Consider the following 26,795-nt stretch of genomic DNA (forward strand, 5'->3'; position numbering starts at 1 on the left):
GAGGCCCATTTTATGAATCTCCCCTGACAAACGTGGATGAGGAGGACTTTTTATGTCTGGAAGAAAAGAAGAAGAATTAAAGGAAATTACACTGCTTGGGAATCAAGGGACAAAATATACATTCGACTATGCGCCTGAAATTCTTGAGTCATTCGATAACAAACATCCTAACCGTGATTATTTCGTCAAATTCAATTGCCCGGAATTCACTAGCTTATGTCCGATAACCGGCCAGCCAGACTTTGCAACCATTTACATCAGCTATATTCCCAGTGTGAAGATGGTCGAAAGCAAGTCTTTGAAACTTTATTTATTCAGCTTCCGTAATCATGGTGATTTCCATGAAGACTGCATGAATATCATCATGAACGATTTAATCGAGTTGATGGATCCTAAATATATTGAAGTATGGGGCAAGTTCACGCCTAGGGGCGGGATTTCTATTGATCCATACACAAACTACGGGAAACCAGGGACGAAGTATGAGGAAATGGCGGATTACCGCTTGATGAATCATGATTTATACCCTGAAACTGTGGATAATCGCTAAAGATTGGAAAGGCAACTGGCTTATGCCGTTGTCTTTTTTTGCCTTTTACTATTCCCTTTCAATAATCACATTATTTTGTCCTCTTTAAAAATACAAATGTCCTCCTATAGTGGAATTTTTACTTGATTGTTTAGAGAAAAAACGTAATAATAGGGAGAGTTGATTTTGACAGAATATTATTTAAAATAGGGGATGTCGAGATGAAAGTTGCGAAGTTTGGCGGAAGTTCACTTGCGTCAGGTGAACAGTTGAGAAAGGTATTCGAAATTGTGGTTGCTGATTCAGAGAGGAAGTTTGTAGTCGTTTCGGCTCCAGGGAAACGCAATTCCGATGATATAAAGGTGACGGATTTATTGATTGAGGCTGCGGAACAGCAGCTGCGCGGCGATAACGGGGAGCATTTGATCGAAGACGTGGTATCCCGCTATGCGAGCATTGCTGAAGAGTTGGATATATCCGAGGAGGTCATCACAGGGATTCATGAAAATTTAAAAGCACTGTTGCATGCTGACCAATCTAACCAGAAGCGCTATTTGGATGCTTTAAAGGCCAGTGGCGAAGATAATAATGCGAAGCTGGTCGCAGGTTATTTTCAAAGCCGTGGGGTAGAGGCAAAGTATATAAATCCAAAGAAGGCTGGCTTAATCGTTACGGATGTAGATGGATTTACCCAGGTTCAGCCAGAGTCATATGATCGGTTGTATGCTCTGCGTGAAGAGCCTGGAATCGTAGTATTTCCAGGGTTCTTCGGATATACGTTAGATGGTGATATTTTAACCTTCTCAAGAAGCGGTTCCGATATTACGGGTTCGATTCTTGCAAATGGGGTCAAAGCCGATTTGTATGAGAACTTTACGGACGTGGATGCCGTTTATGCGGTAAATCCAAATGTGGTTTCCAATCCGAAGGGAATCCGGGAGTTAACCTATCGTGAAATGCGGGAGCTTTCTTATGCCGGTTTTTCGGTATTTCATGATGAAGCGCTGATTCCTGCATTCCGTGCGGGAATACCTGTCCATATCCAAAATACGAACAATCCGACGGCACAAGGGACCCGCATTGTGAACACGCGGGATAATACGAATGGTCCGGTTATTGGGATTGCAAGTGATAAAGGGTTTTGCAGTATTTACATTAGCAAATATTTGATGAACCGGGAAGTTGGTTTTGGCCGGAAACTGCTGCATATCCTTGAAGATTACGGAGTTTCATATGAGCATATTCCATCAGGCATTGATGATGTGACGCTTATTCTAAGGCAGGACCAGTTGAAGGGTGAAGCCGAGAAGAAAATTATTTCACGAATCAAGAAAGAGCTTCATGCCGATGAAGTGAATGTGGAGCATGATCTTGCCTTAATCATGGTTGTAGGTGAAGGAATGCGTCATAATGTAGGTACAACGGCTAGAGCGTCAAAAGCGTTAGCCGAAGCAAAGGTGAATATTGAAATGATCAATCAGGGCTCTTCGGAGGTTAGCATGATGTTCGGTGTGAAAGGGCACAACGAAGAGACGGCAATTCAGGCATTATATCACGAGTTCTTTTGAGAATGAGAAATTAGAGACCTCCTTGAAAAAGGAGGTTTTTGGTTATCGGGGATATTCCCTTTTGTTCATAGGGGTCGAAATGGTGGGCGCAATATGGGAGAAGTTTCTTGATGCTGAAGAATCAGCATGAGCAAATGGAAGAAGAACGGATGCAAATCAATGAAACCTATAGGGGGCCGCGGACAACGCCATGATTTCCTCAAGCGCGTGTCGGATCGAACATGATGAGGGGGCAGAGTATAGGAATAGATGAATGGATTGATAGCTGGGTTTGAAGAAGAAGCGAATTTATTGATTAAAGGTGAAAAAAGGGGTAGTTGCCGGGATGCCTCATTAAATGTACCGGAGGGATCTTTCAGTGATTATGATAGATGAATTGAACGTTTGCCCTCATTCCCCAAATAAAAAAGGAAAGCCTCCAAGATTGGAGGCTTTCCTTTTTGTTAGTCCATAATTGTCAGGAGTTGATCGATCTCTTTCCTGGGGCGTGGGGCAGGGATCATGTCGGGATAGCCGACATGAAGGCTGCCTACGATTTTCTCGCCAGGTTTAACGCCTAAAGCTTCACGAAACTCCATGCTGTGGATCATGCCGTATGTTTCCCATATCATCCCGATTCCTTGTTCCCAGGCAAGCAGGCTGAAATTTTGGATCAAGGCACTTGTAGCTGCATAATCTTCTTCACGTGTCATTGGATTCGGATTCTCTTCCATGATCACTGCGATGAACATCGGGACATCTATAAGTTTATTATATCCTCGCTGTCCGGCTGCGTTTTTCTTTTCAGGGTCCTTCTCTTTGCCTGCCATAAAAGCACGGGTTGCTTCTGCGAGTTTTAAACGGCTTTCGCCATGTACCACGACGAAGCGCCAAGGCTGGGTCATTTTATGGTTCGGTGCCCATGTCGACGTTTCCAATAATGATTGGATGGTATCAATAGGAACAGGAATGTCCTTAAATCGCTTAATGCTGCGCCGTTCTTTAATGATATCTTCAAGTTTCATGATCATCCTGCTCCTTTAATCATATATGTAAGTTCATTAGTTTTTTTATAAAAAATAGTCCCCGGCTGCCTAATATGCTTCCAACGTGAATAAATTACTTGAATAAAGAGGGGGCAATATTCCAGTGACTTGCATTCGCTAATGAGCATATAATTTTTACTAGGCACAGAGAAGCCGGGGCGACATTGTATCTATGTACAATATCAAAAGGGTACGATAAGAGATTATCGTAATTGCTTATCAAATTTCAGAGATCAATAATGAAATTGAAAATCATTATCAATTAGAATTTTCGCTTATTTCCTGTTATTTGTCAAGAGTATTTATTAAAAAAAAATCAAGTTATTTACTAATCCTTTGAATCAGTTAAAATCTTTTAAAAAATCTGTATAAAAATGTATAATGAGAGGATGAAAAGATGCTATCTACATATGAAGAATCGAAGGGTGTCATAGATGAAAAAACTGGCCTCATTTCTTAAGCCGTACTGGCTCTTGATCATTCTTGCTTTAATCTTAATGATTGTCGAGCTCGGTGTAGAACTGTTACAACCTCTATTTATAGCAAAAATAATTGATGATGGCATTTTACAGAAAGATTTATCGGTGGTGATTAAATGGGGAAGCGTCATGGTTGGACTTTCCATTTTTTCATTTATTGGCGGGATCGTTAATTCCTTTACGGCATCACATGTAAGTCAGAGTTTTGGACATGATGTCAGGAAAAGCCTTTTTGGTAAGATACAGGCGTTTTCTTTTGCGAATTTGAATAATATCCCGACTTCCTCGTTGATCACAAGGATGACGAATGATGTGACCCAACTTCAAAATACGGTTTTTATGGGCCTGCGTATCATGGCAAGGGCGCCATTGATCGTAATCGGCGGGGCGATAATGGCCATTGCGGTAGATTTTAAACTCTCCCTTGTTTTGGTCATTTCGATTCCGGTTCTTGTTTTTTTTCTTGGCTGGGTTATGAAACGAGCGGCTATTCTATTTAAGCTCGTACAGAAAAAGCTCGATAATGTCAACGGTGTCATGAGGGAAAACCTGATAGGCATGCGCTTGATCAAAGCCTTTCTTCGTAAGGAGCATGAAATTGGACGGTTTGACGATGCAAATGACGAGTTGAAAAGAAAGACTATGTCTTCCCTTCGTTTAATTGAAACGACCATGCCTGTACTGATGCTGGTCATGAATGTGGCAATTCTGATCATTCTCTGGCTTGGAAGCGAATTTATTACAACGGGAGATATACAGGTAGGGGAAGTTGTGGCGATTGTAAACTATGCCACAAGGATTGCGGCATCACTTTCCGTTTTTTCATGGCTGATCATGGTCATTTCCCGTGCGAAGGCTTCCGCGGAACGTGTGACGGAAATATTTGAAACCCCGATAGATATTGATGAGGGTAAGTTGGAAAGCAAGAGTGAGGCCGTCAATGGGGGAGGCATAAAGTTCCTGGATGTATCTTTCCGCTACCCTGGAACAGATGCACCGGTATTGAAAAACTTGAACTTTTCTATCGATCTGGGAGAATCGCTTGCCATCATAGGAGCGACGGGATCAGGGAAAACATCCTTGTTCCAGCTGATTCCGAGATTATACGAAGTTGAAAGCGGCTCCATTCAAATAGATGGCCAGGATGTGAAAGATATTCCCTTGAATTCGCTGCGGAAAAGGATTGGCTATGTACCGCAGGAAGCCCTTCTTTTTTCAGGAACCATAAAAAGTAATGTTGCCTGGGGAAAAGAAGGGGCATCAATGGAGGAAATCATGGCAGCAGCCATGCATGCCCAGGTTCATGAAACCATCATGAAACTCCCGAAACAATATGAAACGCAGTTAGGGCAAAAAGGAGTGAATCTGTCCGGAGGGCAAAAACAGCGGTTATCGATTGCGAGAGCATTGGTGCGCAAACCGAAGATTCTCATTCTGGATGATAGTACGAGTGCGCTGGATTTGAAAACGGAAAGTAGATTACTCGCCGCTTTAAAGGCCTATACATGCACAACGCTCATCATTACACAAAAAATCAGCACAGCCATGGAGGCGGACAAAATCTTGTTACTGGAAAATGGTCAAGTGCTTGCACTAGGGAAACATCAGGATTTGATTCAATCAAGTGATCTTTATCGAAAAATCGTTCACTCACAGTTTGGGGAGGAGGGAGTTTCTCTTGAGTCCAAGAATATCTCCCGTTAAGGCAAAGTCAAAACCGGTCTATTCATGGAATACGATAAAAAGGATCATCCCCTACTTAGCAACGAATAAAAGCCTGCTATTTTGTGTCCTTTTCATGGTACTGGTAAGCTCCGTTTTAGGATTGCTCGGCCCCTTTCTTGTTGGGATGGCGATCGATGATTATATTGTTACAAAGGATAGCGAGGGGCTGTTCAGCCTTCTTATCGGGCTTCTCGGAGTCTATCTATTCTATTCCCTATCCATGTGGCTTCAGAATTATTGGATGATCGGAATCGCGCAGGATACGGTTTATGCGATGCGCAATCAATTGTTCAAGAAGCTTCACCAGTTATCCATTCCCTTTTTTGACCGGCGTCAGCATGGGGAATTGATGAGTAGGGTCACGAATGATATAGAAAACGTCAGTTCCACTTTGAATAGTTCCGTGATCCAGATTTTTTCAAGTGTGCTGACACTGGTCGGGACGATTGGAGTGATGTTGTATTTAAGCCCTCTATTGACTGTTTTAACCTTATTCATCGTTCCTCTTATGTTCTTCGGGCTGAGGTGGATAACGAACCGGACGGGAAAGCTTTTTAAAGAACAGCAGAAGAACCTTGGAGAACTGAATGGGTTTATAGAAGAAACGATTTCGGGACAACGGATCGTAAAGGCTTTTTCGCAGGAAGATAAAGTGATCCGTGATTTTATCACCCGGAGTGAAAACTTAAAGAAAGCCGGATTTCTATCACAATCATACTCCGGGCTGATTCCAAAACTGATGAATTTACTCAACAACTTAAGTTTTACGGTAATTGCCGCAGTCGGCGGGTTTTTGGCGTTGAGTGGCATAGGCACGGTTTCCATCGGGGGCATTGTTATTTTCACCGAGTATTCAAGGCAATTCACCCGTCCGCTCAATGACCTGGCTAATCAATTCAATACACTCCTCTCAGCTGTTGCTGGTGCTGAGCGGGTTTTCACCATACTTGATGAAAAAGAAGAAGAAGTGGATGAGAAACAGGCTTCTGAACTTCGGGATGTCTGTGGTGAGGTGGACTTTGAGGGTGTTACATTTTCATACAATGATGAGGACCAAACGATATATGATGTTAGTTTTCATGCAGAAAAAGGGGAGACCATCGCGCTTGTAGGTCCCACTGGGGCCGGTAAGACAACGATCATTAATCTTCTTGCCCGTTTTTACGAGCCAAACAACGGCCGGATCTTGATTGATGGCCAGAATATCCAGCAGGTGACCAGATCAAGTCTCCGCAAGCATATGGGTTTTGTTTTACAGGATTCCTTTTTATTTCAGGGTACGATTCGTGAAAATATCCGCTACGGTCGACTGGAGGCGGGAGATGAAGAAGTGGTGGATGCAGCCAAGCTTGCCAATGCCCATTCCTTTATCATGAAAATGCCAGAACGATATGATACCATCTTGAATCAGGATGGCGGTGGAATCAGTCAGGGACAGCGCCAGCTTTTATCGATTGCCAGGGCCATTTTAGCCGATCCCGTTCTATTGATTTTGGATGAAGCGACAAGTAGCATAGATACGATTACCGAGCTTAAAATCCAGGAAGCATTACACCGTTTGATGGAGGGGAGGACAAGTTTTGTCATTGCCCATCGATTGAATACGATCCAGCAAAGTGATCAAATCCTGGTGCTTGATGAAGGAAAGGTCATTGAAAAGGGATCACATGATGAATTGTTGAAGCAAAGGGGTTTTTATTACGATCTCTATCGCAGTTCATTAAAGGAAAATCAGACCGGATGAAAAAAATGTGTGCCGTCAGGCGCACATTTTTTGCGTTGTCCTGTAAAACACGAACTTAAACTTGGGGGTTGCATTTCGTCTCATTGTTTTCCGCTTCCTCTATGCTCGCAAACGTCTGTTGTTGTTGATGGAGGAGCAATTCTTTGAAGGATTTTTTATCCAATACGGTTTTTATATCATCCAAAGAGACCGAAAGGCTTTTGAGTAGACAGATTTTCTCGAGCCTTTTCAGGTCTTTTTCCGTATAATACCTGCGGCCATTTGTATTGTGGGGAAAGAGGTAAATATCGACAAAATAATGGAAAATACTTTACAATTTGACTAAATTACTATTGCTAAAAAACCTTATGATAACATATAATTCAGAATATATATAAAATTCTTTAAATTTAACGTCACGAGGCGGAATATAGCCCTAACACCCTGTAAAATGAAGATTTTTTTATAGTTGATCACTAGTTTAATAGAGAGGAGATGGAAAAAATGAAAGCGCTTAAGTCGGTTATTCTTTGGGGGATCATATCAGCAGTGGGTGCGGTGAGTTTTGGTGTCGTCGCGCTAAACCGAGGGGAAAGCATCAATGCCATGTGGATTGTCACTGCAGCACTCTGTGTTTATTCAATTGCCTATCGCTTTTATAGTAAATTCATTGCACAGAAAGTGTTTGAGCTAGATGATAATCGCCAGACTCCATCTGAAGCGAATAATGATGGGAAGGACTACGTGCCTACAAATAAATGGGTGCTGTTTGGCCACCATTTTGCAGCAATTGCAGGAGCTGGCCCTCTTGTAGGCCCCATCCTTGCAGCGCAAATGGGATATTTGCCAGGGACGCTTTGGCTTGTAGTCGGAGTTGTATTAGCTGGTGCCGTTCAGGATTTCATCATTCTCTTTGGTTCGATGCGCCGTAACGGCAAGTCATTGGGAGAAATGATCAAAGAGGAAATTGGTCCGATTACAGGTTTGATAGCAATGATCGGTATCCTGGGTATCATGATTATTTTATTAGCGGTACTTGCCCTGGTTGTCGTTAAAGCGCTGGTGGGCAGTCCATGGGGGATGTTCACGATTGCCTCGACCATACCGATTGCAGTCCTTATGGGCATCTATATGCGCTATATACGGCCGGGACGGGTTGGTGAAGGATCGATTATTGGAATCGTACTATTGATGCTTGCGTTATATTTCGGCCGCTTTGTATCCGAAAGCGCTACGTTGGCGCCAATGTTCACTTTCAGTGGGGAAACGATCGCCATCATGTTGATTGTATACGGATTCGTTGCCTCCGTTTTGCCGGTATGGATGCTATTGGCACCGCGTGATTACTTAAGCACATTCTTGAAAATCGGTACGATCATCGGACTTGCACTAGGAATCTTTATAGTCATGCCGAGCCTTGAAATGCCTGCCGTCACTCAATTCATTGATGGAACAGGACCCGTATTTTCCGGAAATTTATTCCCGTTCCTATTCATTACGATCGCTTGTGGAGCGGTATCTGGATTCCATGCACTCGTTTCATCGGGTACAACTCCTAAAATGATTGAACGCGAATCCCATTCACGTCCAATCGGGTACGGGGCGATGTTGACTGAATCTTTTGTAGCCATCATGGCGATGATAGCAGCCTGTGTACTGACGCCAGGGATCTATTTTGCCATTAATAGCCCGGGGGCCGTTATAGGTACGGAGCCGGCTCAAGTGGCTGCTACGATATCCGATTGGGGTTTCATTTTGACACCTGAAATGATTACTGGCCTTGCGGATGATGTTGGGGAAGAGACCATTCTATCCCGAACTGGAGGGGCTCCAACCTTTGCAATCGGTATGGCCCATATCTTCTCGCAAGTGATTGGTGGAGCGTCCCTGATGGCGTTCTGGTATCATTTTGCAATCCTGTTCGAGGCATTGTTCATATTGACCACCATTGATGCGGGAACAAGGGTAGGGCGTTTTATGATACAGGATATTATCGGCACCTTTTACAAGCCATTTGCCGAAACGAATAAATGGCTGCCCAATATTATTGCAACTGCCATTTGTGTAATCGGTTGGGGATACTTCCTTTATCAAGGGGTCATAGATCCTCTTGGCGGGATCAATACCCTTTGGCCATTGTTTGGAATTGCGAATCAGATGCTTTCCGCCATTGCATTGCTGCTTGGGACGACAGTCCTTTTCAAAATGGGCAAAAAAGCGTACACATGGGTCACACTCGTCCCTACTACATTCTTATTGATAGTGACCATGACAGCTGGATGGCAAAAGCTGTTCCACGAAAACCCGGCGATAGGCTTTTTAGCGCATAAGGATAAATTTAAAGCGGCCTATGATAGTGGGGAAGTTCTTGCTCCGGCAGCAAATCTAGCCGAGATGAAACGGGTTATCGTCAATGATTATGTGGATGCAGCCCTTTGTGCCATCTTCATGATCGTTGTGATCACTGTCCTGATTTCTGCCATTAGGTTATGGATAAAAGTCTTGAAGAACCAGAAAATAGATTTACATGAATCGCCTTATGTATCAAGAAGGACATCATAAGGGAGGAATGGCCATGTTGAAAAGATTAGTTAAGATTCTCAGCTACAGAAAGCAATTCGTCAGTTTGCTTGTCGGCGTTCCAAGTTATGATACCTATGTGGCACATATGAGCGTGCACCATCCTGATGATCCTGTAAAAACCAGGAAAGAATTTTTCTGCGAAGCCCAGGATGAACGGTATAACGCAAAGGGTGGCAAGGTGTCTCGTTGCTGTTAACTGAATATATTTTGAAGGGCCCTCAAATAAGAGGGCCCTTTTTTAGTTGAATCTTATGAAGTGGGACATAAGTAGAGGGGGAAATGTAACGGTGATGGACTGAAAAAATCTTGAAAAGTACCAAAAAATGAAATTTTACGGTTCTTTATTCATGGGAGATGTTATATAACCTTACATTTTTTAATGAAATACAAAAAATCAGTTGAATTATTAGAAAATTAAGTATATGATAAAAAACATAACATAATATTGTTAATAAACATAACATATACAAAAAACAAGGGGGAAAACAATATGCAAATGGCAGATTCGGTATTCATGTTTTTGGCGACGATGATGGTTTGGCTAATGACACCAGGGATTGCCCTGTTTTATGGAGGGATGGTAAAAAGTAAAAATGTCCTGAATACGGCGATGCATAGTTACATGCCGCTGGCAGTCATTTCGATTCTTTGGGTACTGATTGGGTATTCATTATCGTTTTCACCTGGAAATACACTCCTGGGCGGCTTGGACTGGGTTGGTTTAAAAGATGTAGGCTTCGAACCTGGTCCATACAGCGAAACAATTCCTCATAGTTTATTCATGTTATTCCAAATGACTTTTGCCGTTTTAACAGTCTCGATCATTGCAGGTGGCATTGCCGAGCGGATGAAGTTTTCTGCATTCTTGATTTTTACGATCCTTTGGTCTTTATTCGTATACGCTCCTGTTGCTCACTGGGTATGGGGTGGGGGCTGGTTAGCGGAGATGGGTACACTTGACTTTGCAGGCGGCAACGTTGTTCATATATCTTCCGGGGTTGCCGGTCTGGTATTAGCAATCATGTTAGGTAAAAGGAAAGAGTCAGGGGACAGTGCGCCACATAATCTTCCTTTAACATTCCTTGGCGGATCACTAATTTGGTTCGGTTGGTATGGCTTCAATGTCGGTAGCGCACTGACAATCAATGAAGTGGCCATGAATGTATTCGTTAATACAGCCGTTGCAGCAGCAGCTGGTATCATAGGCTGGCTGATCGTCGAGTATATGGCTAATAAGAAGGCAACGTTGCTTGGTGCAGTATCAGGAGCTATTTCAGGGTTGGTTGCGATTACACCTGCTTGTGGATTCGTAACGCCCGCTTCTTCCATCATCATCGGGGTCGTCGGCGGTGCTGTATGTTTCTGGGGTGTATTCTTCCTGAAGAATAAACTGGGATACGATGATGCTCTGGATGCTTTCGGATTACATGGGATCGGTGGTACATGGGGTGGCATCGCTACAGGTTTATTCGCGACCACTTCCGTCAACGAAAACGGGGCAAATGGTTTATTCTATGGAGATTTCAACTTATTGTGGAAGCAGCTTGTAGCAATCGTTGCGACTTATATTTTCGTTGCCGTGGTCACTTATGTCATTGCTAAAGTCATTAACCTGTTCGTTCCGTTACGTGTCAGTGAGGAAGATGAGTCAATGGGGCTTGATCTTACACTTCATGGAGAAAAGGCCTATCATGAATCAATTTAAAAGGGGGTTGATCATATGTCCGAGGTTTTAACGAAAATAGAAATCATTACACGTCCTATCAAGTTTGAACAATTCAAAGCGGAACTTGCAAAAATAGGGGTAAGCGGAATGACTGTATCGGAAGTAAAAGGAACGGGTCTTCAGAAAAGTTATGTGGAAACATATAGAGGCAGAAACCGGGAAATGTCATTGCATGACCGGATGAAAATCGAAATTGTCGTGTGTGAAGTGCCAGTTCAGGATGTTGTGGATGTAGCAAGAAAATTCTTAAGCACCGGTAAACCGGGTGACGGTAAAATCTTCATTTATGAATTGGCGAATGTTGTGAATATCCGTACCGGAAAAGAAGGTCATGATGCGTTAAAGAATGAAATCTAATGCAGTGATAACTCCGACCGAATGTGCCGGAGCCAATAGATTAAGAAAGGGAGCTGAAAATGGGGAGACTGGTCCGAATTGTTAATGCAAAAAAACAGAAGATCGTTAATACGCTCATTTCAGAGGATGTATATCAACCTGATGACCGACCCTTTTTATTGGAATTACCACTGAAAAATCTAGAAGAAATTTTATGCCTTCGAATGAAATCCGCGTTTCGAAATTCCCGTTTTAAAAAATAACCTTTCAGCCGTTATCCTATCTGCAGGAGAACGGCTTTCTTTATGCTTTTGATGCCCGCCCTCAGTAGTGGCATTTAAAATTATAGCTTCAAAATGAATTTTGCTATATAAGGAAACTTTTTTCTTGAATCCCCCATGGAAATTGGGGGTGTTTCCAACTATAATGGATAAGGATATAAATTTAAATTCAATTTTATTGCATTTTTTGACACTTTTCGCTTAGTTAATTCATTTTTTCTTTATTTTGCGAGAAATTAAATTCAAAAAAATGTAAGTGCTCCAAAAATCTATGAATCATTTTGCTATTGCCCTGTTTGATGATGGGGAAATTATTAATATGTTCTTTTAAGAGGTGAAGGGAAATGGATCAATTTACGGTCGAATCCGTTTTAAATATCATCAGGGAGTTTGTACCGAAGGATGCTTCAATTTCTGTTGCTGATTCCGAAAAATACATCTATTATCAACCGAGCAAACAAGTTGACCTTAGAATAAAACCGGGTGATCGAATTAGTGAAAACACGGCGACATATAAAGCGTTGAGTGTTCGTAAAAAAATTGGGGTGCAAGTGGAAAGTAATGTGTTTGGTGTACCTTACTATGGGTTGAGTGTGCCTATCATGGACGAGGGCAATCCTTTAGGCGCGGTAACAGCCATTTTGCCAACAAAGCCATTAATTTTACCGACATCATTCTTGACCATTAAAATAGATGGTCACTGGATACCGCTTCCATATGATCAAATTATGTATTTGGAAGCTCAAAATAGGAAAACTAAAATTCAGTCCGAACGCGTGAGTGGATTTCATAAAATGAACCTAAGTGAATTGGAATTCATTTTACCTAATGATTTATTCATTCGTGTACATCGTTCGTACATCGTCAATATCAACTATATACAAGAGATCCTTCCTGATTTTCATTCTACATTTTTACTAATAATGAAGGACAATTCCAAAATTCAAGTCAGTCAAACATATGCAAGTCAATTTAGAAGAGCTTTGGGATTTTAGTGTTTCTCCTTAGTGTGAAAAAAATGCTGGTTTATGCTCTATTTAAGGCTTTTCATTCGAAAATGAATGTGACAATTACACAGGATTGGTAAAATTAAGTGTAAGAAAAGCGAAAATGGGGGTCTTTTGTATGAACGAAAGCGTTTTCAAAAAAATTCGCAACGAACAATTTAAGGGGAAAGTAGTTACAGCGGAAGAAGCAGCTTCCTGGATTAAAGATGGGATGAAACTCGGTATGAGTGGATTTACCCGTGCTGGTGATGCTAAGGTCATTCCGATGGCTCTAGTTGAAAGGGCTAAAACTGAAAAATTCAAAGTTGACGTTTATACTGGTGCTTCATTAGGACCGGAAGTCGACCAACATATGGCGGAAGCCGGTATCATAAACAAACGTTTGCCGTTCCAAGCGGATAAAGGCATTCGCAATAAAATCAATGCTGATGAAGTCACTTATGTGGATCAGCATTTATCTCATACAGCTGAACAAGTTCGTCAAGGCATTGTCGGACCTATAGATATTGCTATCATCGAAGCATTGGCGATTACGGAAGAAGGATTAATCATCCCGACAACTTCTGTAGGTAACTCAGCCATATTCGTTCAAGAAGCTAAACATGTAATCATTGAAATGAACGTGTCCCATCCAGAAGGATTGGAAGGGATGCATGATATATATACACCAGCTAAACAAGGGGAACGCGAACCGATTCCTATGACTAGCGTAAGCGATCGCCTGGGATCGATTGGAATTCCGGTTGACCCTGAAAAAGTAATGGGGATCGTCGTTTCTACAGATCTTGATGCACCTTCTACAATCGTGCCGCCGGATGCAGAAACTGCAACGATCGCTAACCACCTCATAAACTTCCTTCGTGGAGAAATCAAGGCTGGCCGTTTAACTGAAAGCCTTGCTCCGCTTCAGTCAGGTGTAGGTTCCGTGGCAAATGCAGTATTCGCTGGCTTTCTTGATTCTGAATTTAAAGAATTGGAAGTGTATTCAGAAGTACTGCAAGATGCTGTATTCGATTTAATCGATGCTGGAAAAGTTAAATTCGCTTCAGGGTGTTCGATTACATTAGCTGAAGAAAAAGGAAAACAAGTATACGGTGAGCTTGATAAATACCGTGATAAACTAGTTCTTCGTCCACAAGAAATATCTAACCATCCTGAAATCATCCGTCGTCTTGGTTTGATTTCAATCAATACAGCGTTAGAGTGCGATATCTACGGTAACGTAAACTCGACACATGTTTCTGGGACAAGAATGATGAATGGAATCGGTGGATCAGGAGATTTTGCCCGTAATTCACGCCTAGGCATTTTCGTTACGAAATCATATGCAAAAGGCGGCAACATTTCCAGTATCGTTCCTTTCGTTTCTCATGTGGATCATACTGAACATGATGTGGATGTATTAGTGACAGAGCAAGGGATCGCTGATTTACGTGGTTTGGCACCAAAAGAGCGCGTAGAGCTAATCATCGAAAACTGTGCACATCCTGACTACCGTCAACAGCTTCGTGCATATTTCACTGAAGCTGTCGCGCAAACTGGAGGACATCAAACTCCACATATTCTTGAAAAAGCATTCTCATGGCATACAAACCTGGCTAAAAACGGTACGATGCTTGAAACAGTGCTTCAAGATCAAAAATAAGAGACAAAACCCCGCCCTTCAGCGGGGTTTTTTTATTTGTGTTCGCCTTGCACTATGCCCCTTTTGATGTCTGGGTGGAAAATAATGAAACTTTCGTCACTCGAATGGAATATTGAAAGGGAAGTGGATTATTCTTCTAAGTAATTTGTATGATGTTTCCAATTTGTTCTTTTTCCTTCAACACATAACTGATTTAAAGTGTAAAATGAAGCTTAACCATCAAAAAGATAGGGAACTGTATCATTAGGGTTTTTTATTGTTTTTGTATATAATTATTCATTCAAGTTATAGAAATATGGTAAACTGCTAACAATGAAAGATTATTATACATAGGATTTTTCGTATTTAAGATGTTGTTTCCTTAGAAATGGGGAGTTAAATAGAATGGTTATAGTGGAGGAGATAATTTGTTCAAGACAAAACTGCATTTTTGGACGTTAGAGTTATTACTATTGTCTTTACTTTTTTATGTTGGTACAAAGATTTCTTTTCTTTTTGAACCAATAGTTATTTTTACATCTACATTGTTCTTTCCGATCTTGATTTCAGGTTTTCTCTACTTTTTGTTCAACCCCACTGTTGATTTCCTGGTAAAAAGAAAAGTACCAAGGGGATTGGCGATATTACTGCTTTATGTGTTTTTCCTGGGATTGATTAGTTTGTTGGTCGGTCTGGTAGGCCCGTCACTTTCAAAACAGGTTACGGATTTACTCAATAACCTCCCTGATTATTTCAATCAAGTAAGGAAGTTCATTGAAGATTCAGCTGAGTCAAAATGGTTTTTGTGGACCATGGAACAAGATTATGTTTCCTTGAAAGAAGTGGGAGACTCGCTTCAGAAATATTTGACTGATTTACCTAGTAATATAACGAACAGTTTATCTTCTGTTTTCAGCGTAGTGACGAATATTACATTAGTGGTCGTAACGGTTCCTTTCATCCTATTCTATATGTTGAAGGATGGGGATAAGCTACCGAGCGCCATCATGAAATTCGTACCGGTTCGCTATAGAAAACCAGCTTTGACAGTACTTCAGGAAACTGGTGGGACGCTTACTACATACATACAAGGACAGATGCTTGTTTGTATGTTTGTCGGGATTGGAACGTTCATCGGATATCTAATCATTGGTTTGCCTTACGCGTTCTTATTTGCGCTGATTGGTGCTGTGACCAATATCATTCCATATGTAGGCCCGTTTATCGGAGCGGCTCCTGCGGTCATTGTGGCATTGATTCATTCACCGACCGAAGCGCTATTGGTCATTCTTGTTGTAACGGTCATCCAGCAACTTGATGGTAATTTCATTTCACCGTTAGTCATCGGGAAAAAATTGAACACACATCCGCTTACCATCATCATCCTATTGCTCGTCGCGGGAAACATTGCCGGTATCATCGGTATGATTTTGGCCGTTCCAACTTATTCCGTTGTTAAAACGATTGTATTGAATATCGTAAAATTCATCAGGATCCGGAAAGAGGAAAAGCTTGAAGAAGATATATTGGAATGAAAAAACGGGCCCGACTCATTAGAGTCGGGCCCGTTTTCTTAAGTTATGGAACGAAAGCAAATAAATAGATTACAAACCCAAGGAAATATATTTAACTTCCAGGAATTCTTCGATGCCTTGGTGTCCGCCTTCACGTCCAAGTCCGCTTTGCTTGAATCCGCCAAATGGAGCTTGTGGCACGGAAGGAAGCCCGTCGTTCAAGCCTACAATACCGAATTCAAGTGCCTCGGTGAATTTGATGCCTTTGGTGATATTTTCAGTGAAGACGTAAGCTGCCAAACCAAAGATGGAGTCATTTGCCCTTTTGATTGCCTCTTCATCAGTCTTAAATGAGGTAATTGGAGCTAGTGGACCAAATGTTTCTTCCTTCATGCAGAGCATGCTGTCGTCAATGTTGGACAGTACGGTTGGTTCAAGAAAAAGGCCGCCGAGCGATTTTCCGCCAGCTTCGAGCTTAGCTCCGCTGCTAATTGCTTCATCAATTTGTTTTTGAACTTTATCCACTGCATCTTGATCTATAAGCGGACCGATATCGACGCCATCTTCCATTCCGTTTCCTACTTTTAGTTCTTTGACCTTGGCTACGAGCTTTTCGATAAAGGCTTCTTGAATGGTTTCGTGGACATATATGCGATTTGAGCAGACGCATGTTTGTCCAGCGTTACGGAATTTTGAACTGATGATGCCATCAACCGCTTTATTAAGGTCGGCATCTTCAAGAACGATTGCGGGTGCGTGACCTCCGAGTTCAAGAGAAATTTTCTTAACCGTGTCAGCTGAGCCCCTCATTAGGGTTTTACCGACTTCTGTAGAACCGGTGAACGTCAATTTACGGACCCTTGTATCCTGAAGCCAAGTTTCACCGATTTCTGATGATTTTCCTGTCACGACATTGATGACTCCTTTCGGAATGCCAGCTTCTTCCGCTAATTCAGCCATTTTTAGCGCTGTTATGGGAGTCAGGTTTGCGGGTTTAATGACGACTGTACAGCCGACGGCAAGGGCTGGTGCCACTTTTCTAGTAATCATGGCTGCTGGAAAGTTCCAAGGCGTAATGACAGCTACAACTCCGACAGGCTGTTTAGTCACGAAAAGCCGCTTATTGGACACGGAAGCGGGAATCGTTTCTCCGTACACCCGTTTTCCTTCTTCGGCAAACCAAGATAAAAAGCCATTTGCATATGTCATTTCACCAAGTGCCTCTTTAAAGGGCTTGCCTTGTTCTTCAGTCATGATTTTGGCTAGTTCTTCTTTATTATCATCAATCAATCGATGCCATTTCCAAATTAGTTCAGCACGTTCGTAGACTGAGAGTGCTGCCCAATCCGTGAAGGCCTCATAAGCAGCATCTGCTGCCTTTGCTGCTTCAGTTGCACCGCCTTTAGGAACGGTTGCAACTATTTCATCCGTTGCCGGGTTTTTCACTTCAATTTTATCCAATCCATAATCCGACCACTCACCGTTAATAAATAATCCGTAATCTTTCATGATAAAACCTCCTAATTTGGTTAAATCCATCAAACTACTAAACTTTATACTTTTACCTGTTACATAAAAGTATAAACACTTTTCGGTGATTCTGAAATTTATTTGACTGGCTATTTTTTGAAACCCGGAGATTCATTGAAAGATGAGGAGGGAAAAAATAAAAAAAGAGGTGCAAGTTGCACACCTCTTCATTTAAGGTTCGATTATTTTTCCGATGAGACGGCCACTTCACCCATATCACCCGAGATGGCTTGATTTGGATTGAATTCACCTTCGGATTTAGAAATGACCACTGTAGCAACACTGTTACCAATTAGATTAGTGATTGCACGTGCTTCAGACATGAAGCGGTCTACTCCCAGCAGTAGTGCCATTCCTTCAACTGGAATCATTGGGAAGGCAGCTAATGTGGCAGCAAGTGTAATGAAACCGGACCCCGTCACACCGGCAGCGCCTTTGGATGTTAACATCAAGATCCCCAGAAGGGTCAATTCCTGCCAGATGCTTAGATCGACACCATAGGCTTGGGCAATGAAAATCGCTGCCATGGATAAGTAGATGGATGTGCCATCAAGGTTGAAAGAATAACCAGTTGGGACAACCAAACCGACTACCGATTTTGAGCAACCGTATTTTTCTAGTTTTTTCATTACGCTTGGTAGAGCGGATTCCGATGAAGATGTACCTAATACTAATAGGATTTCCTCTTTTATATAAGCGATGAATTTAAAAATATTAAAGCCGTAGATTTTTGCGATCGTACCAAGGACAAGGAAGATGAATAGAGCCATTGTGATATATACGCTACCCATCAATTGTCCTAACGAACTTAAAGAGCCAAGACCAAACTTACCGATTGTATAAGCCATTGCCCCAAATGCCGCCAATGGAGATACTTTCATGATCATGCCGACGATGCCGAAGAAAATATCGGCAATATGCTGAAAGAAAGAAACGACTGGCTGCACTTTCGGTCCTATTGCTGCCATTGATAATCCGAATAATACGGCAAAGAATAAAATGGGGAGTAAGTCTCCGCCAGCCAGTGCGGCAACGGCATTATCAGGAATGATATTCGAAATGAAGGCAACTGCGCCATGTTCCGTTTCGGAAGCGGCTGTTGTATATTGTGATACATCTCCGCCTTCGACTGAATCGATGTTAAAACCTTTACCAGGTCCCAACAGATTGACTACGATGATTCCGATTGCAAGTGCGAAAGTGGTAACGATTTCAAAATAGAGCAGGGCCTTTCCGCCGATGCGGCCAACCTTTTTCATATCGCCCATACCGCCAATTCCGATTACGACGGTTAAGAAGATAATTGGTGCAATGACCATTTTAATCATTTTAATAAATAAATCTGCCAATATCTTCAGTTGTTCACCGAAAGCAGGGAAGAAGAAACCGACTGTTATACCCAGAATGATACCGATGATGACCTGAACTGTTAGATTTTTTAATATTTTCAAGGGGCATTCTCCTTTGTTATATGATAGCGCTTTCTTAACTTGATAATAGTGTAACAGAAGAAAGAATCAGAATATTCTTTTGGTGATATTGTTTTCTTTTTGTTCTTTTTGGTCTTTGAGAATTTCTAATAACTGAAGGGTGGAAGAGGAATCAAAAGTTACTACTATGATATAGATAGACTGCTAAACTGCAATAAAAAATACCGGCGGAGAGCCGGTATTGGGGAAAATCAATTTTCAAAGGGTTTTATGAGTGCATATAGGGTTCCGATCACAGGAAGTTTCAAACCAACCCTGTCGGCAAGGCGCAGCGCACCGCCCTGTAAATGCTCCACTTCGAGGGTTAGTCCCTTCCGGCGGTCTTGGTGCATGGAAGAGGTGGATTCATCAGGTAAACCTGCCATGTTTTCCAACGCCTGAGCAATATTCTCCACAGTAATTCCGACGTCATAAGCATTTGCAAGCTCCTTCATTTCAACAAGGACCTTTTCTAGCAATCCATTGGTTTCCGGGAATTTCCGTATCGTGCCGATAGGGAGGTTGGAGGCTGTTGTCACACCGGAAAAAGCGGTGATGAACATATATTTGATCCACATCCTGATCAATATGTTCTCCGTTCTGCTTACCTTCATGATAGCTAATCCGGCCGCCTGTTCGAAATCATCACAAATCTTTTTTTGTGAAGGATGGAGCGGGCCATAAATTAAATCGTGATTATCATTGGAGTGAATGACATGACCTTTTTCATCAAGGGTGGCAATGATGAAGGCGCTTCCTCCCAATACGGCTTCATCGCCCAGTTCGTCCTGTAATATGGATACATGTTCCAATCCATTCAAAAGCGGGAGGACCTTTGCGCCCTTTTCAACAAGGACCTTTAAATCTGTAAGGGTGCCTTGCAGATGCTGTCCTTTTACGGCGAGAATCACGAGGTCGACCTTTTCTATATCATTTACATTCTCTGTGATATGAAGTTCGTTAAATTGGTAGTTTCCATGTGGGCTGGTTATGCTGATCCCGTTTTCTTTCAATTGTTTGGCACGGTTTTTTCGGACAAGGTATTGAACATCCTGCCCGGCCTGTTGCAACCTGCCTCCAAAGTAGGAGCCGAGTGCCCCGGCCCCTATAATGACAATATTCAAAGTGCACACCTCTCTTTTGATTAAGATATACTAATCATAACATTGGCGGAATTTTCAGTAAACGGTTATCGTTTTAAGTAAACTTGATGTTTAGGAGTGTGTAAGAATGGGGGAAAAACAAAAGACCAGCCTGAAAGGTTTCAGGCTGGTGCTTATTATTCATTATTTATAGATTTTAACTTTAACGGTCTTTCTGCCCCAATTGGTAGCTTTTGAGTGTGAAGAGTAAAAGACGTCAATTTTATTCCCTTTGATTGCGCCGCCTTTATCTGCCGCAATGGCATCCCCGTATCCTTCTACATGAACTTTCGTTCCAAGTGGAATGACCTTAGGGTCGACTGAGATGGCTTTTACGTTAGGGTTTTTCTTTAAGTTAAGACCCGATGCTGTAATACCGCTGCAACCTTTGCAGTTCGCTGTGTAAGCTGTTGCCTTCACCGTGATCGTTTTATATTTTGATGATGATGATGATGTTTTAGCTTTAGGTTTAGCGGAGGTCGATGTTTTCTTGACCTTTAAAACTTGTTTTGGATGGATGTTATCTTTTTTCAGGTTGTTCCAACTTTTGAGTTGATTGACTGTTATATTATGTTTATTGGCGATACCCCATAGTGTGTCGCCGCTTTTAACTTTGTATGTAGTAGTAGCAGCCGATGAAACTCCGGAAAAACTAAATACCAAAAAGAAAGCAGTGAATAGTGGAAGTAGTATTTTTTTCAAAATGAATAGTCTCCTTTGTTTTAAATCGTAGACTTAGAATAACAGGTCTATGTGACAATAATGTTTCGGTGGAATAGTAATTGTGTTACAAAATGGTTTCCTTTGAAAAATAAATGTAATATAAACTAGGACAAAAGTACTTATCTGTTAAATGTAAATATATTATTTATTATGTCAGTATAAGCGTTTTATTGTTAAAAAGTGTTGATACAATGGCATATTATGTTTATTGAGAAAGAATGTGGATATGTAATGCTTGGTTTCATAGTCCTGTATATTTTGTAAAAAAACAAACGCAATAATAGACAATTAAGCGCTGTATATTTTAGTAGGAGAGGATATTTAGAACATGAAAAAAGCCGGCATTTATGTAATGTCGGCTTTTTTCATGAAATGGATTAAGATAAAACAAATTCAGAAGCGAAATCGACTAGCATTTTTTGATATACTGCTACAGATTCAAGATTAACGCATTCCCTATCTCCATGCCAGTTCTCGCCTTTTGGTCCGAATTCAATGGCTGGGATATCATATGCAGCAAAAAAGACGGTATCTGCGGAGCCATGTTGTCCAAAAATGACTGCATCCCGATTGGTGTTCTTTTCGATAATCGGACGAAGCAATGTTATGAATGGGTCTGACTCTTCTGTTTTTACAGGTTTACTGTACATATTAAGGTGGATATTCTTTCCTGTCACACTTTCGATCTGTGCAATGATATCTTCCATTGTTTGTGTAGGGAGATAGCGGATATCAAGACTGAGCAAACAGGCATCCGGTACCTTATTATAGACATCCCCGCCTTTTATTTTTGCTAGGTTAAGTGAAGGGGAAGAGTAAAGGGGAGTATGATCCCGGGTGAAAGGAAGTTCCTTTATTTTTTGATAGAGATCATATGCCTTTTCAATTGCATTCACCCCTTCCCATGGTCGGCTTCCGTGTGCGGATTTGCCGGATACTTCAATATCGAGGCGAAGGGCACCCTTTGCCTGAAGTCCGATTCCCAATTGCGTCGGTTCAGCACAGATTACAAAATCCCCTCTATAACCATGTTTCGCTAAATATCCAGAACAGTTCAACCCACCAGTTTCTTCATCTGATACAATCTGCAGCTGGATTTTCAAACCTAAGTCCTTATCCTTCAGTTCGTTAAATGCACACATCATCCCTGCAACCCCAGCTTTCATGTCGGCTGTCCCGCGTCCATATAAATTTCCTTCATGAACCTCAGGGAAAAATTGATCCGGCGTCCCGCTGACAACATCGACATGGCCATTCCAAATGACGGTCTTATCTCCGCTGCCAATTTCGCTAACAAGCATTTTATAACCGTTATTAACGATCACATTCACGGTAAGTCCCTGATTTTTTAGCCAGTTCGCACAGTACTCAACTGCTTGGTTAGCTCCTTCTTTCGATGAACTTTCGATAGATACTAAATCTTTAAGTAACTCGATAAGCAAAAAGAAAACCTCCTAAAAATATGCATACTATTATTATATATACCCTTTCTTAGTAAGGGTTAACTCAAAAATATTTTCCTGTTAAATAACGTTTAGCCCTTTCATTCCCAGGGGTATGTAAAGGGGGAGCGACAATTTACATTCTTTAAGGAGGATGATAGATATGGATAAGCGTATAATTGGTGTATATGAAACTGGAGAAGAAGCAATTAAGGCTGTTGAGTCATTACAGGCTCAAGGATATAATCGTGAAGATATTTCAGTGGTAGCTAAAGATAAAGAAGAATTAAAGTCAGTGAATGAAGAAACGGGTACAAAAGTTGAAGAGGGGCTTGCAGCTGGTGCAGCGACCGGAGGTATTTTGGGAGGTGCTGCCGGATTATTAGCAGGTGTAGGTGCGTTGGCAATTCCGGGAATCGGACCAGTACTGGCAGCTGGACCGCTTGCTGCAACATTAGCCGGGGCGGCTGTAGGTGCTGGTACAGGCGGATTGGCCGGTACCTTAATCGGTATGGGTATACCTGAAGAAGAGGCGAACCGTTATGAAGCGGATGTAAAGAGTGGCAAGCTGCTAGTGTTAGTCGATTCGAATGCGAGTAAATCCAATTCTTCTTACTCAGGAATTACTGAAACAGACGAAACGCTATCGAACAGTAGACGACTCCTATAAATCGTAAGTTTAAAAAGGATGGATCCCTTAGGATCCGTCCTTTTTTTGATTAGAATGTGAATTTCCGTATTTCTTTGTGCATTTCCTGGGATAAGGCATCCAATTCACTAGCAAGGGCGTTTAATTGTTCCATGGAAGCATTCGTTTGTTCTACTGATGCAGATACTTCTTCTGTTCCTGCCGCAGTTTCCTGACTGATCGAGTTTAATTGTTCTGCGTTACTCGCCATCCGTGTGACCTCGGATACCATATCGTTCATCATCTTTTTCATTTCGTCAAAATTGCTGAATGTGTTCGCGATAATCGACGCAATGTGACTGAAGGCATTTTCCGTATCCGTTACAGAAGTATCCTGATGGTGGATTTTTTGATTGACTTGGTCAATCAAATGAACGGTATTGGTTGTGTCGCTTTGCATGGCTTGAATGATTTCAGAGATTTCTTTCAAGGAGTTTTCCGTCTGCGCGGCTAATTTCTTCACTTCATCGGCAACAACTGCAAACCCTTTTCCGTGCTCGCCAGCCCTGGCCGCTTCGATGGCAGCATTCAGGGCGAGTAAATTAGTCTGTCCGGCAATTCCGCTTATGGTCTTTACGATCGCACTAATATCTTTGGACCGTGCATCCAAAGATTTGACTGCTGTACTCATCTTACTGGATATCAGGGACGTTTCATTGAATTGCTGTTTTAGGCCTTGCATTTGAGTTATTCCGTTTTCGGAAGCCTTGAACATATTTTCGGATTCCGTGGCCATTTTGCTCGTTTGCGCTTCAAGATCATTGATTTTGTCAGCCAATAGCTTTACAGCGATTTCGTTATTCTGCCCGACTTCGATTTGGTCGATGGCACCGGCCGCTATTTGTTCTATCGTCATGGCCACCTCGTTAGCTGCAGCTGAATTCTCATCTGCACTAGCCACTAACGTCATGGAGGAATCTGATACTTTATCGGAAAGGTTGTTGACCTGCCCTAGCATATGGCTCATATTTCTGGTCATTAAGTTAGTGTCTTCTGCAAGCTGCCCAATCTCATCTTTCCTGGAAATGAAATTCTTGGATGTGAAATCGCCGTCAGCCATTTTCCGTATGGATTCCTGCAGCTTTTTAATGGGAGTCGTTAAAGAACGGGTGATGAAGATTGCAGATAGTGCAGTCACAGTAAAGACAATCAACAGTGTGATGATATTATCGAATATCATCGGGCTTGCACGGACGAGTACTTCATGTTCATCCATTAGCCCTGCTATTCTCCATCCCGTGTTTGGATTGGTAGCGTATCCGATGAGTCGGCTTTGCCCGTCATATTCCTCGATCATTGATCCGGATTCACTTTTCATTTTTTTGAAAATATTTTCCTTTGATATATCCTTTTGAATTTTTTTCTTGTCTGGATGCGTAACGAATGACCCGTTCTTATCCAGCAAAACCGTATAGCCTGTTTCGCCGAATTTCGTTTGATTAACCATCGTGACCAAAGTATCGATCGAGATGTCGACACCGAGCACTCCTATTAATTCATTACCATCATATAAGGCTTTTGCTGCCGTAATGACAAGTTCATTCGTAGCCTGATCGGTATAAGGTTCCGTCCAAATGGTCTTGTTTTTTTGTTTCAATGCGGATTGATACCAATCCCTTTGTCTTGGATCGTAGTTTGCCGGCAATTCAGTTTTTGGGAATATAAATGCTTTTCCATCCTTCTCAGTGCCGAGATATATACCATTTATTTCCGAGTTGCTGGATTGCGTATAAGAAAATTCATCCATTATGGATTCGAGGTTCTTATCATAAGTACTCATGATAGGATATTTGCCGATCCTATCCAATTGATTTTCCGTTTTTTGAAAGAAGATTTCGAAAGAATCGTTCATTGACTTGACTTGTTCTTCAGTCGTTCCGGTAAGTTCCTGGGTCGTCAAATCGATGCTATTTTTATAGCTCATGTAGGAGATGGCCATTCCGCTTATCATGATCAAAGCTAAAAAGGGAATCAATATTTGTTTTTTTAGCGAATTAAAATACCAGGCTGTCAGTCTTCTCATATGGACAATCCCCCTTCTAATTAATTTTGGCTTCTATTTGATATTTCGGTCTTCTTTCGCTTTTTTGAAGTGACAAGTTAGAAAATTCCAATATTAATTTTGTCGTGAAGTGCGAAGGTGGGAAGGGAGTGGAAAAGGATGAAAAAAAAAGCTGACTGCAATAGTCAACTCTCCAAACATTGAATCTTATTCGACTTGGATATTTTTTGTCCTGCCCGTATACCATGTGTAAAATTCGTCAGCATATTCAACGGATACATCTTGGAGCTTTGTATGGTGTACAGGCTTGGAGCGGTTGATCGTTTCAATTGAAGCAAGCCCGAAAAACTTTTGCAGCTTCGAACGTTCCACCTCAATTTGAATGACCTTGCTTCTTTTGGTAATGAATAGTGATGTTTCCAAACTTCCGGATTTAAACTGAATGAACTCATCATTTAACAAGTAACGGCTATTATTGTAATCCATTATTCTCAATGTATAAATGAGAACGAGTAGGATAAGTGATATATACCATAGGGAGGGTTTGAAATAATAGATTGCCACTGTTGTGAGAATCCAGAAAAAGCTTGGCCGCAGCATTCGGATTTTGAAGGCCTGCTTCGATAACGACTCCATTGACCGTTCCACTTTGTAAGCGGGTAAAATCTCTTCTACCATCCCATATGCCCGTTCAACGGATAAAAAAGGATAGAGAGTATTCGTTTCCAGTTCTTCATCACCTGTACTTCCTGCGCTAATCAGTTTCACTTCTGCCAATCCTAGCAATCTTTTAATGATTGATTGGGTGATTTCGACAGCTTGTACTTTTTCTTTCTGAATGGAAAAAGCAGATTCGTCCAGTACACCTTTCTTGATATATATACGCTCGTGATCGGATGAAATTTCATATTTTCCATATTTAACGAATGTGGAAACGATTCCGAAGGCAACGGCTACACATATGAGACAGACGAGAACGATGGTTATGATCCACCATGTATCAAATAACTTGGCAAAAAAACCTTCTGCATTCTCCAAATTGAAAAAATCATCGAGTGTATTATATAACGTAGCCACAACCGGGATAAGAGCCAAAAAGCTGAGTGATGTAAAGGAAGCCTTTAGAACGTCTTGTTTGGTGGGTGTGAAATGAATCGTCTTTTCATTGAATGGTTCCATATTCTCCGCAATTCGTTCTTCGTGAATATCCACTTCGATAACCGAAAGTTCTTGTTTTGAAGAATATTCCCCCTCAAGCCGTTCTGCTTCTTTTCGGGAAATCACCTCGAAAGACACGGTACCCTGATCACCAGTCATCCCCGTTTCGAATGTTAATGAGGTTAAGCGGAAAATCTTATGGAATAATGTCGTACGTTGTTGAACATTCTGTACTTTATGAAGCGGGACCGTTCGATACGATTTCGAGACAAGCCCTGAAGTAATATAGATGGTTCCTTCTTTTATTTGATATTTATAAGTAAACCATTTAAGGATGACAGAAATGACTTTCCAAATCAGATAAACTAGAAAACCGATTTGGAGTACCTTCATATACATCTTTTCAGAACCGAAGTTCAGGACATAAAGCATAATTATGAAAAATACATTCCCTTTCAGCAATTTCCATAATTCGAAGGGGATTTTGAAAGGGTGTAATCGTTTTGCATGTTCTTCCATCG

At 41.6% G+C, this 26,795-nt stretch carries 21 protein-coding genes; 12 read left to right on the forward strand and 9 right to left on the reverse strand.

Annotation, left to right across the window (positions count from 1 at the left end):
• The first annotated feature begins 52 nt into the window (after positions 1 to 52).
• Entirely contained in the window at positions 53 to 550 is a 498-nt protein-coding gene (gene queF / locus QUF78_RS03360) for a preQ(1) synthase (protein ID WP_289318140.1), read from the forward strand.
• Positions 551 to 750: 200 nt separating this feature from the next.
• Positions 751 to 2,097: an aspartate kinase gene (locus QUF78_RS03365; protein ID WP_289323559.1), complete on the forward strand. Its 1,347-nt coding sequence runs from the start codon at positions 751 to 753 to the stop codon at positions 2,095 to 2,097.
• 443 nt (positions 2,098 to 2,540) lie between these two features.
• On the opposite strand, the gene QUF78_RS03370 is transcribed toward QUF78_RS03365, so the two are convergent.
• Positions 2,541 to 3,101, reverse strand: coding sequence for a nitroreductase family protein (locus QUF78_RS03370; RefSeq protein WP_289323560.1), 561 nt, complete (start codon positions 3,099 to 3,101; stop codon positions 2,541 to 2,543).
• Positions 3,102 to 3,556: 455 nt separating this feature from the next.
• Here QUF78_RS03370 and QUF78_RS03375 point away from each other — a divergent pair, with 455 nt between their 5' ends.
• Positions 3,557 to 5,305, forward strand: a complete 1,749-nt coding sequence (locus QUF78_RS03375; RefSeq protein WP_289323561.1) for an ABC transporter ATP-binding protein — start codon at positions 3,557 to 3,559, stop codon at positions 5,303 to 5,305.
• Positions 5,280 to 7,070, forward strand: coding sequence for an ABC transporter ATP-binding protein (locus QUF78_RS03380; RefSeq protein ID WP_289323562.1), 1,791 nt, complete (start codon positions 5,280 to 5,282; stop codon positions 7,068 to 7,070). The genes QUF78_RS03375 and QUF78_RS03380 overlap by 26 nt, the downstream gene beginning before the upstream one ends.
• A 55-nt stretch (positions 7,071 to 7,125) precedes the next feature.
• On the opposite strand, the gene QUF78_RS03385 is transcribed toward QUF78_RS03380, so the two are convergent.
• Positions 7,126 to 7,377, reverse strand: a complete 252-nt coding sequence (locus QUF78_RS03385) for a MerR family transcriptional regulator (protein ID WP_353957935.1) — start codon at positions 7,375 to 7,377, stop codon at positions 7,126 to 7,128.
• 176 nt (positions 7,378 to 7,553) lie between these two features.
• Here QUF78_RS03385 and QUF78_RS03390 point away from each other — a divergent pair, with 176 nt between their 5' ends.
• The 7 genes from QUF78_RS03390 to QUF78_RS03420 all read left to right on the forward strand — a co-directional run bounded on the left by QUF78_RS03390 (position 7,554) and on the right by QUF78_RS03420 (position 16,141).
• Positions 7,554 to 9,611 carry a carbon starvation CstA family protein gene (locus tag QUF78_RS03390; RefSeq protein ID WP_289323563.1) on the forward strand — a complete coding sequence of 686 codons (2,058 nt, stop codon included), beginning with the start codon at positions 7,554 to 7,556 and terminating at the stop codon, positions 9,609 to 9,611.
• A 13-nt stretch (positions 9,612 to 9,624) separates the two neighbouring features.
• Positions 9,625 to 9,828: a YbdD/YjiX family protein gene (locus QUF78_RS03395; RefSeq protein WP_289323564.1), complete on the forward strand. Its 204-nt coding sequence runs from the start codon at positions 9,625 to 9,627 to the stop codon at positions 9,826 to 9,828.
• A gap of 294 nt (positions 9,829 to 10,122) precedes the next feature.
• Complete coding sequence (locus QUF78_RS03400) at positions 10,123 to 11,337, forward strand: ammonium transporter (RefSeq protein WP_289323565.1); 1,215 nt, start codon at positions 10,123 to 10,125, stop codon at positions 11,335 to 11,337.
• 15 nt (positions 11,338 to 11,352) lie between these two features.
• The gene (locus QUF78_RS03405; RefSeq protein ID WP_289323566.1) at positions 11,353 to 11,715 is read left to right on the forward strand and encodes a P-II family nitrogen regulator; all 363 of its coding nucleotides are present in this window, start codon (positions 11,353 to 11,355) and stop codon (positions 11,713 to 11,715) included.
• A 604-nt stretch (positions 11,716 to 12,319) separates the two neighbouring features.
• Positions 12,320 to 12,970, forward strand: a complete 651-nt coding sequence (locus QUF78_RS03410) for a LytTR family DNA-binding domain-containing protein (RefSeq protein WP_289323567.1) — start codon at positions 12,320 to 12,322, stop codon at positions 12,968 to 12,970.
• 130 nt (positions 12,971 to 13,100) lie between these two features.
• Positions 13,101 to 14,627: a succinyl-CoA:acetate CoA-transferase ScpC gene (locus QUF78_RS03415; protein WP_289323568.1), complete on the forward strand. Its 1,527-nt coding sequence runs from the start codon at positions 13,101 to 13,103 to the stop codon at positions 14,625 to 14,627.
• A 407-nt stretch (positions 14,628 to 15,034) separates the two neighbouring features.
• On the forward strand, positions 15,035 to 16,141 hold the full coding sequence (locus tag QUF78_RS03420) for an AI-2E family transporter (RefSeq protein ID WP_289323569.1): 1,107 nt from the start codon (positions 15,035 to 15,037) through the stop codon (positions 16,139 to 16,141).
• 69 nt (positions 16,142 to 16,210) lie between these two features.
• Here QUF78_RS03420 and QUF78_RS03425 read toward each other — a convergent pair whose 3' ends face one another.
• The 5 genes from QUF78_RS03425 to QUF78_RS03445 all read right to left on the reverse strand — a co-directional run bounded on the left by QUF78_RS03425 (position 16,211) and on the right by QUF78_RS03445 (position 22,426).
• Complete coding sequence (locus tag QUF78_RS03425; protein WP_289323570.1) at positions 16,211 to 17,629, reverse strand: NAD-dependent succinate-semialdehyde dehydrogenase; 1,419 nt, start codon at positions 17,627 to 17,629, stop codon at positions 16,211 to 16,213.
• 203 nt (positions 17,630 to 17,832) lie between these two features.
• The gene (locus QUF78_RS03430) at positions 17,833 to 19,101 is read right to left on the reverse strand and encodes a dicarboxylate/amino acid:cation symporter (protein WP_289318126.1); all 1,269 of its coding nucleotides are present in this window, start codon (positions 19,099 to 19,101) and stop codon (positions 17,833 to 17,835) included.
• Between the two features lie 230 nt (positions 19,102 to 19,331).
• Positions 19,332 to 20,252 carry a ketopantoate reductase family protein gene (locus QUF78_RS03435; protein ID WP_353957887.1) on the reverse strand — a complete coding sequence of 307 codons (921 nt, stop codon included), beginning with the start codon at positions 20,250 to 20,252 and terminating at the stop codon, positions 19,332 to 19,334.
• A 153-nt stretch (positions 20,253 to 20,405) separates the two neighbouring features.
• On the reverse strand, positions 20,406 to 20,963 hold the full coding sequence (locus tag QUF78_RS03440; protein WP_289323572.1) for a 3D domain-containing protein: 558 nt from the start codon (positions 20,961 to 20,963) through the stop codon (positions 20,406 to 20,408).
• 398 nt (positions 20,964 to 21,361) lie between these two features.
• Positions 21,362 to 22,426, reverse strand: a complete 1,065-nt coding sequence (locus tag QUF78_RS03445) for a M20 family metallopeptidase (protein WP_289323573.1) — start codon at positions 22,424 to 22,426, stop codon at positions 21,362 to 21,364.
• A gap of 163 nt (positions 22,427 to 22,589) precedes the next feature.
• On the opposite strand from QUF78_RS03445, the gene QUF78_RS03450 reads away from it, so the two are divergent.
• Complete coding sequence (locus tag QUF78_RS03450) at positions 22,590 to 23,096, forward strand: general stress protein (protein WP_289323574.1); 507 nt, start codon at positions 22,590 to 22,592, stop codon at positions 23,094 to 23,096.
• A 49-nt stretch (positions 23,097 to 23,145) separates the two neighbouring features.
• On the opposite strand, the gene QUF78_RS03455 is transcribed toward QUF78_RS03450, so the two are convergent.
• Positions 23,146 to 25,137 (reverse strand): methyl-accepting chemotaxis protein, encoded by a 1,992-nt coding sequence (locus tag QUF78_RS03455; protein WP_289323575.1) that lies wholly within the window; start codon positions 25,135 to 25,137, stop codon positions 23,146 to 23,148.
• A 186-nt stretch (positions 25,138 to 25,323) separates the two neighbouring features.
• The gene (locus tag QUF78_RS03460) at positions 25,324 to 26,793 is read right to left on the reverse strand and encodes a PH domain-containing protein (RefSeq protein WP_289323576.1); all 1,470 of its coding nucleotides are present in this window, start codon (positions 26,791 to 26,793) and stop codon (positions 25,324 to 25,326) included.
• Between the last annotated feature and the right edge of the window lie 2 nt (positions 26,794 to 26,795).

It is taken from the genome of Peribacillus sp. ACCC06369, from assembly GCF_030348945.1.
Lineage (GTDB): Bacteria > Bacillota > Bacilli > Bacillales > DSM-1321 > Peribacillus.